This is a genomic window from candidate division WOR-3 bacterium (genome assembly GCA_016934535.1).
Taxonomy (GTDB): domain Bacteria; phylum SDB-A; class SDB-A; order SDB-A; family SDB-A; genus JAFGIG01.
In genome coordinates this window covers 1-8801 of sequence record JAFGSQ010000051.1, presented here as the reverse complement: position 1 = coordinate 8801, position 8801 = coordinate 1, and the positions used below count along the sequence as shown (strand labels likewise).

At 45.1% G+C, this 8801-nt stretch carries 6 protein-coding genes; all 6 read left to right on the top strand.

Going from position 1 to position 8801, the window contains the following annotated elements:
- Positions 1–122 precede the first annotated feature (122 nt).
- The gene (locus JXL83_07725; GenBank protein ID MBN2364005.1) at positions 123–1784 is read left to right on the top strand and encodes a peptidylprolyl isomerase; all 1662 of its coding nucleotides are present in this window, start codon (positions 123–125) and stop codon (positions 1782–1784) included.
- Positions 1781–3505 carry a peptidylprolyl isomerase gene (locus JXL83_07720; protein ID MBN2364004.1) on the top strand — a complete coding sequence of 575 codons (1725 nt, stop codon included), beginning with the start codon at positions 1781–1783 and terminating at the stop codon, positions 3503–3505. The genes JXL83_07725 and JXL83_07720 overlap by 4 nt, the downstream gene beginning before the upstream one ends.
- Positions 3506–3516: 11 nt before the next feature.
- Positions 3517–4401: a peptidyl-prolyl cis-trans isomerase gene (locus JXL83_07715; GenBank protein ID MBN2364003.1), complete on the top strand. Its 885-nt coding sequence runs from the start codon at positions 3517–3519 to the stop codon at positions 4399–4401.
- A complete protein-coding gene (locus tag JXL83_07710) occupies positions 4398–5723 on the top strand; it encodes a peptidylprolyl isomerase (GenBank protein ID MBN2364002.1) in 1326 nt (441 codons plus the stop codon). The genes JXL83_07715 and JXL83_07710 overlap by 4 nt, the downstream gene beginning before the upstream one ends.
- A complete protein-coding gene (locus JXL83_07705) occupies positions 5713–5967 on the top strand; it encodes an RNA-binding protein (GenBank protein ID MBN2364001.1) in 255 nt (84 codons plus the stop codon). Before JXL83_07710 ends, JXL83_07705 begins: the two co-directional genes overlap by 11 nt.
- A gap of 78 nt (positions 5968–6045) precedes the next feature.
- The coding region (locus JXL83_07700) for a hypothetical protein (GenBank protein ID MBN2364000.1) at positions 6046–8801 on the top strand (2756 nt) is incomplete at its 3' end.

Below are 8801 nucleotides of genomic sequence, written 5' to 3'. Positions count from 1 at the left end.
TGGCACCCATATTTCAAAAGAGACGGCACAGGAAAATTATACGTGGAAATCAGAGGTTGGAATAGAGATATTGGCAAACTGCGGAATTTTCTCGACGCTGTGAAAACTGACGGGGAAAAATGATGAAAAAATATTTGTCGGCTTTTATGTTTTTTACCGTTTTTATCTGCGGATGCAGAGGTGAAACCGTTCTTGTAAGTATTGACGGGACTCCCGTGATAACAGAAAAAGACATACCGGAATACGCTTTCTATATGCAACAAGATTCTTTTTTTCAATTTCTCGACTCAGTCACCGATGTCAGGTTGATCCTCATAGCGGCGGAAGAGGAAAATTTCCAGGAAAAAATCGGTTCTGACATAGAAGACCTCGGCAGAATATTGATAATAGATTCGCTGTGGAATTCAATTCACGACAGCCTCCTGGAGGCGCACGACACTCTCGCCTATAAATACTGGGAAGGTTCCCAGATTCTAATCAGAACAATGCTGATCAGGATACCCCCCGGCAGGCTTGAAGACGCTGAAATTATAACCGACTCGATGAGACTTTTTTTGGAAGATACGATTTTGCTCAAGGAATATGTGTCTTCCCTGAGTGACAGGTACAATTATGGAAAATTGTATTTCGGCCCTTCGGGAGATTTGAGGGACATTTTCCCTTATGCTGTCTCTTTTAATCTTGGTGATGTTCTGCTTTCGATGTCCGATCTGTCGGTTTCGGATCCTGTAGTCACTGACACGGGCATTTTTATCTTGGCCCGTCTAGGAATATCCGGGACTCCTTATCCCGGCGATTATGAAGACCTGAAAGATTTAATAATCGCTCAGGAAAACCGCCGTTTCTTTTTTGAACAGACGAGTCAGATTACCGACGCTCTCAGAAGAAAGTATGGGATCAGTTTCAATCAGGAAGTTTTTGAAATTTTTACCTCGCTTCCTCAGTTTCAGAGGATTTTGGAAGAGGAGCCTGTTGTACTGCCGAACATTGATGAAGACGCCCTGTCCAAGTGGATTGCCGTAGCCGGAGAAGACACTATAACAGTGGGAAATATGATCGAGAAACTTAAATCCGGAAGAATATTGTATCCCAACCTTTCCGACACCTCCATGCTCAGGCTTTTTTTGACAAGGGACATAATTCCTCCGTATCTTTTAATTCAGGAGGCGGAAAAAAGAGGAATCGTTCTGCAGGGGGCTTTGCTTGAGAGATATGATTATCTGAAGGATTCCCTCGTTCTTGAATCTTATATTGTAGCGCACACTGGAGTTGAAGCGGATTCTCAGGAAGTATACGCGTACTATCTCAGCAATCCGCAGCTTTTCACGATACCTGAGAGAATGGAGCTGTACATTGTGGGAGTCTCCGATTCCATATTTGCCGAAGAACTTCTCGATTCGGTCGCAAGAAGAGTCCCTTTTGAAACTCTCGCCGAAAGGTACTCGATACTGCCTTCGGCAAAAAACGGCGGTGACTTGGGCTATGTGTCGAGAGGAAGGTACAGAGAGGAGATCGAATCTCTGATTTTCTCGCTGGAACCAAACAGCTGTTCGGACGTCTTTTTCCTTGACGGTTACTGGGTTGTATTCAAAACAGGACTTCACAAAACCGATTCGGTACTGCCATTCGGCGACGTTTTTGAAAGTTGCAGAATGCTCTGTCAAAATGAATTGAGAAAGCAAATGATTGAAATGATATTGATAAACAAGAGAAATCAGCACGTGGTTGAAATCGACAGCGCCGCTGTCATGAATATTCTAATGAAGAAAAAGGAGGAATTATGAAAAAATGCCTGGCGATCCTGATTATTCCGGCAATCTTGATTCTGACATCCTGCTCCGGAAAACCTAAAGTAATTGACAGAGACACTCTGTTGATTACGATAGGCGACAAAGACATGAAAAGAGAAATTGGAATAGTCGAAGTCAGAGCTAATTTTTTCGCATACGAAGGTGAATCGCCCGACACAGCGATGATGAGGCTTACTCAGGTGATGGACAATCTAATCGAGACTCACATGCTGGGATTGGGAGCACAGGCGGCAGGTATGCTTGATGACAGCACAGCTGTTTACACGATTGAAATGGCGAGAGAAAACAGCATATTGGGCGAGTTATACTGGCAGGTCGTCATTAACAAAGCCGTAATTGATTCTTTGGAAATAGTCAAATTGTGGGAAGACATGGCTCAGGAAATTTGGTGCAAGCATATTCTTCTGAATGACAGCGCCCTTGCCGACAGTATTTACGAAGTACTCGAGGCCAATTGGGAAACTGCCGAAAGAGACAGCCTGTTCACCGAAATGGTAACGCTTTATTCCCAGGACCAAGGTACAAAACCTATAGGAGGAGACCTTGATTACTTTTCCAAGGGAAGAATGGTCAAACCTTTCGAGGATGCGGCTTTTTCGATGTCCGACGGACAACTTTCTCAGCCTGTCAAAACCGATTTCGGTTGGCATTTGATATACAGGATATCGGCTCGCGAAAATATAAGAAGAAGACCTCTCGAAGAATCCTATGAGCAGCTCAAAGCGATGAAACAGCAGGAACTTCAGAGACAGCTGGCCGACGATTATATAGACAGTTTGAAAACAGCGTTCAACATTCAGGTACACGATCCCGCTCTGACACTGCTATACCAAAAAATGGAGCAGGGAAGTTCTTCAAATCCCTTCGGACCTCCGCCGGTTGAATTTTCGGAAGAAGAAAAAGCTTACCTTTTCATTTCTTACGGGAATGTTCAGGTCACGCTGGGCGATCTTAAAACAAAAATCGATGAAAGAAAATGGATACTCCCTTATTTCGCGGAAGATACGGCTATGTTCAGGAAAAACTGCGAAAACATAGTATTGACTGACATTTTGCTCGCCGCGGCCGCGGAAATCCGCATAGACAAGCTTCCCGTGATCGAAAGAAACGTTTTCGCACAGGTCGACAGAACCTATTCCTGGCAATTTGTTGAAGACTCAATCAAGAAAAATGTCGTCATTGGCGATCAGGACCTTGTTGAATATTACAACGGCCATCCCGATGAATTCACCCTTCCGGAAAGAAGAAGAGCGAGACTGATTGAGACGACTACGCTCGATTCGCTGAACAACGCGGTAGTTCCTCAGCTTCGCAGAGGAGACACGGTGAGATTCGACACATTGGCTAAGCTGCATTCGATCCACTTCTCTTCGAGAAGCGGCGGAAAACTTGGTTTGTTCCCTCAGGGAAGATACCCTGCTTTTGATTCGGTGATTTTCTCGATGACAGAAATTGGAAGTATTTCAGAACCGTTTTCAGCCGACAGCGGGCTTTTCGCTATAATTATGCTGGAGGAAGTAATACCCGAAACGCTTCTTCCTTTTGAAGATGTCAAGGCTAGAATTGACGGCAACATGAGGATATCCAAGACAGATTCAATAAAGCTTCTCGTAATCGAAGACCTGAGAAATAAATTCAAAATCGACACGGTTTCAAATTACGAAGCAATACTTCAGACCATAATAGGCAATTAATGAGGTGTGAATTGAAAAAAATCATTTTCTTTTCGCTTTTTGCCGTCGTTCTGTTTTCCTGTTCCAAGGACAGAACACAGAACGGAACGCAAAACGGAAGCGCAGGACAGATTCAGTCCGAGACGCGCTTTATTATGGATGACGACACATCGACTTTGATAGCCACAGTAAACGGAAAAAAAGTAAGATATGCTCCATTCAGATCCTACATGATATTCATGCTCGGAGTTGACCCCGACACCTTCCCTCCGGATATAGTGTCGAGCGTGCTTCAAACATGGCTTTCAAGAGAAGCGGTCTACGACATCGGAGTTGAAGAAGGATACGAGAAAGACTCCACGTACTTGTTTATGTCTTTCGATGCGACCCGGCAAATTGTGTCTCAAATGGTGCTTGAAAGATTGACTCTGTCAATGCCCGGGGTTTCCGAAGGGGAGATCAGAAGCGCATACGAACGCTGGAAAGAAGAGACAAAATACGAAAAAATTGTCGTGTTGTACCAGTTTTTCAGCGAACCGATGGCGACGATAGCGAGAGATGATATTTTGGCGGGTTTGGCTGACACAATGCTTCCCAATCTTGTCGGACTCGACACTGTGGAAGGGATAAGAAGACTTTATTCAAACATGGAACTCATTGAAGAAGCAGTCGCGAAGCTGAAAACGGGTGAAGTAAGCGAGCCGTTCAGTGTCGGAGACGGTTATTTCATTGCGAAAGTGATAAACGAGAAATACATTGAATCTCCGATGGCGCCGTATGAACAGATACGTCCCTACATAATGCTGTATCTGACTGAACTCAACAAATATCAGTATCTGAATAATTTCGTCGACACTCTTATGGCCGGAAGCGTTACCGTTTACGAAGACAGTATTAAATTCAGAGCAGGCAATTGAAAACCGCTCTCTTAATTGCCGTATTATTAGTCCTGCAGAATGCGGTTATTTCTGCAAACGCAGACGGAATCATCGCCGTTGTCGAAAAAGAAGCTGTCAGTCAATCGGAATTAGACGTTTACATAAAAACATCGGTCCTTTTCATGGGCGGCTCACAGCTGCCCAACAAAAGGCTTCAGGATGAGTTCGAAAGAGAAAGATATCAAAGTCTTTTAAACATCTCTCTCGTGCTCAATTCAGGAGACACGAGCGGTGTCCTGGATATATCCGCTGAAGCAGTTGACGAAGAGTTTTCAGGGCTTCTCGCGAATTTGGCCGAAAACATAACCGGAGATTCGACCCAGATTGATTCGCTGGATGTTTTTTTTACTGAAGCCGGAATTGACTGGGCACTCGCCAAAGACATAATGCGCAGAGAGTTCTTTTTTAAAATCGCTACGGAAAGATATATAACTTTCAATTACCCAAGGCTGGCGTATGTCGATGAATATTTCGTTTCAGACGAAGTGCTTGAAAAATTTTACGAGGACGTAAAAGACAGCCTTGTCATGCCAGTTTCGTACAGGTTTTCTAGAATAATTCTCTCTCCCATCCCTTCCGAAAGACAACTGATGCAGGTCAACAGTAAAGCAAACGCTGTTTTACAGGCGTTGAATTCGGGAGAAGATTTCAGAAGTCTCGCTTCAATATACAGCGATGACCCTGACGCGAGAATTAACGGAGGAAACATTGGCATTGTCAGAAGAGGGGAAACCGAACCGGAGCTTGAAAGGCTTATATTTTCTATAGAGACAGGTACAATGGGCGTGGCTCAGAGCGTGGCAGGGATACACATAATTTACGTCCCGGCAAAATGGGCGGACAGCGCGAGAGTTTATGAGATATTTCTTTCTCTACTGCCTACCAGAGAAGACACATTGCAGACGCTGGCAGACGTCGAGGCAGTCATGAATCTTCTCGACGGCGGAGCCGATTTCCACGACGTGGCGAGACAGTACTCACAGGATCCGTATTCGAAAGACGAGGGAGGATACCTCGGGGAAGTTCCCGCAGAGTCTCTTGACATATCTGTCAGGGCAATCCTGGATATGCTCGAACCAGGTGAATACACCGAACCGATACCGTCGCCTTTCGGATTTATTGTAATCAGCCTCGAAGGTTTGACTATGGGAGAGCCGGAATCTTTTGAATCAGTCAAAGAACAGCTCTCCGAAGTATATCTTTTGAAAGAGAGGCAGAAAGCACTTGAGAATTGGCTGAATGAAATAAAAGAAACCGTATATTTGGAGGAAAGGACAAAACAGCCGGAAAATGAGAATTGACGTTTTCCTCGATTCTGTATGCATATATAAAAGCAGAACCATGTCTGCCAAAGCATGTACGGAAGGTCTTGTAAAAATTAACGGAAACAGGATAAAACCTTCTAGAGAAATAAAAGAGAACGATGTTATCGAAATTGATCGTTTTTCCGTTTCAGAAAAATACCGCATAGTTTCAATTCCCAAAAAAAATGTAAAGAAAAGCGAAGTGAATCTTTATTTGGAAAAAAGCGGCGACAATCTTTGAAAAAGTATTTGACAAATTATTTGTTCTATCGTATTCCCCTTTGACGGGGTAACTTATTCGTAAAACGAAGGAGGAAAAGTGAAAAGAATCATATCGGTTTTTTCGTTGTTGATTCCGTTGCTTTTATCGGCGGAAGCTTACGACCTTCTGCCAACTGAAACACGGATGACGACGATATATTCGAATTTTTCATCCATTGGACTGAGTGCCGAATTCAACAGTGTAGATATTTCAAAAACAGTTGAAGACGGACAAAATTTCTCGGTCGTCAATATTGAAAACACGCACCCTTCAGGGAGCATAGGCGAACCTCAAATACCTGTCATAAGGCGCCTGGTCGAGGTCCCCACAGGAGCTCAGGTGTCTTTGAACGCCGTTTGTGCGGGTGAAAAAGACGTGTTTTTGACGAATAGAGTCTATCCCAATCAGCCGTCTCTTGAAAAAAGAATCGGCGCTCAAGTCGAATTTACGATAGATATTGCGGCTTATTCAGAAAACTCTGTCTACGGAGAAGAACTTGCCAGAATAACAGACGAAGGGTACATAAGAGGACACAGGTTTGTTACTATTGAAGTCTATCCGGTTCGCTACGAACCTTATTCGGGAAAACTTACCATGCGCGACAGGATAGACGTTGAGCTAGTTTTGGCGGGATCTGATGTGGCTGCGACGAGACTGAACTACGAAAGATATTACAACAGGCAGCACGAACAGTTCATTAAAAAAATGATGCTCAACGCTTTTGCGTACGGGGAAGAATCATATCCTGATCTCCCCATAGGCTATCTTATCATAGTGCCTGACGCTCTCGTTTCAGGTCTTACGGATTTTATCGCTTGGAAAGAAAGAAAAGGCTATGACGTCACAGTCGCTTTGAAATCTCAGACCGGTTCGACTAACGCGCTCATAAAGGCATACATACAAAACGCCTACGACAACTGGCCCGTACCGCCGGCATACGTTCTTCTCATCGGCGACAACGAAATGCCCGCTTACACAGGATCCTCCTCGGGAGAAATCACCGATCACCCTTACGGACAGCTTCAGGGAGGAGATATATTTCACGACGTTTGGCTCGGAAGATTTTCCGTAACCAACGCCGCTCAGTTGACCAATATAATAAACAAAACACTCAATTACGAACAGCCGAGTCTCTGGACACAGGGCACGGAATGGTGCAAAAAAGCCGTCTTCATGGCGAGCTCGGACAATCATTCAATTACTGAGGGAACGCACAGATACGTCATACAGAATTTCTTGGGTCCCGCCGGATTCGCGTGCGACACGCTCTGGAACTATTCCGGCGCGACGACTGCTCAGGTCAGCGCCGCCTTCAACGACGGACGTTCGTGGGGCGTCTATTCAGGTCACGGCGGAACAACGAGCTGGGCCGACGGTCCATCTTTTTCTCAGGCTAACGTCAACGCCCTGACAAATGTCAGCGAGTATCCAATCGTCATGAGCTACGCATGCAATACAGGAATGTGGTCAGTCGCAGAGTGTTTTGCCGAGACATGGATTAGAGCGGGAAATAAAGCCGGTGTCAGTTTCTGGGCTTCCGCTCCCTCTTCTTACTGGACAGAAGATGACACTCTCGAAAGATGGGTTTTTAAAGGCATGTTCGACTCTTCGATTACGTGGGAGAGAGGTTTTTACGATTACGGCCTTTTGGGAGTTTATATACACAACACGAGCGTGCAGTATTACTACGAGGCTTACAATCTGTTCGGAGACCCTTCTATTGACGGCTGGACCGATTATCCGAACGCTATATCAGTCAATTATCCGTCTTCAATACCTGTCGGCGGAATAGATGTTCAAATGACGGTCAACACGGCGAAGGCTCCTGTCAAAGACGCTCTGATATGCTTGAAAAATGACGATTCAACATGGACAGGATACACAAATGCATCCGGATCGGCGACAATTCATGTCAGCAATTCGACTCCATGTTCTCTTCTCGTCACAGTTACCGGTCATGATCTCAATCCTCATTTTGGAAGAATCTATGTCATTTCGAGCGGCGCTTATGTCAGTTATCTCAGATATATACCGGCAGGCAACGGACAGGTAAATCCCGGTGCAACATACAACATGAGTGTTTGGGTCAAAAACTGGGGAACTCAGACGGCACACAATGCAGTCGGGACACTCAGTTCTGCCGATCCAAACATAACCGTAAATCAGAACACGGTCAGTTACGGAAACATCAATTCAAACGATTCCACAGCAGGCTCGACGACGTTCAACATCAGTGTTGATGCAGGTCTTGCGGACGGATATTCAATTCCAATGACTCTAACTGTTACAGCGACAGAAAGCACTTGGGTGTCTAATTTCAACATCAGCGTCAACGCTCCGGATATAAATGTCCTGGGATACTACGGCCCCCCGGAAATCCTTCCCGGAGACACGGTAGAAATCGGTTCGTACATCAAGAACGCAGGAAGCGGTACGGCTCAGAACGTGCATACCGTTCTCAATTCATTGAGCAAGGATCCTTACATAGTTCTGTTGGATTCAATCCAAAATCACTCTCAGTTAAATCCCGGCGACAGCGTCAAGCTGGAGAATGCTTACAGAATATACATCATGCCAACATGTCCCACTCCATATTTCTCGGAATTCGAATTGTTGGTTCAGGGAGACGGCGGCTACGCCTATTATGACACATTTTCCCTCGGCATCGGTTCAGTCGTATTCAACGAGGATTTCGAAGGAGCCAACACCTGGACATACACGGGTTCAACATGCTGGCACGTCACGACGAGACGTTCGCACAGCGCGACTCATTCGATGTTCTCCGGAAACGAAACCGGCAATTACAACAACAG

Excerpts from the sequence above, each read along its gene's own strand:
- JXL83_07720 (MBN2364004.1), top strand. The coding sequence starts at position 1,781 with ATGAAAAAATGCCTGGCGATCCTGATTATTCCGGCAATCTTGATTCTG.
- JXL83_07725 (MBN2364005.1), top strand. The coding sequence starts at position 123 with ATGAAAAAATATTTGTCGGCTTTTATGTTTTTTACCGTTTTTATCTGC.
- JXL83_07705 (MBN2364001.1), top strand. The coding sequence starts at position 5,713 with ATGAGAATTGACGTTTTCCTCGATTCTGTATGCATATATAAAAGCAGA.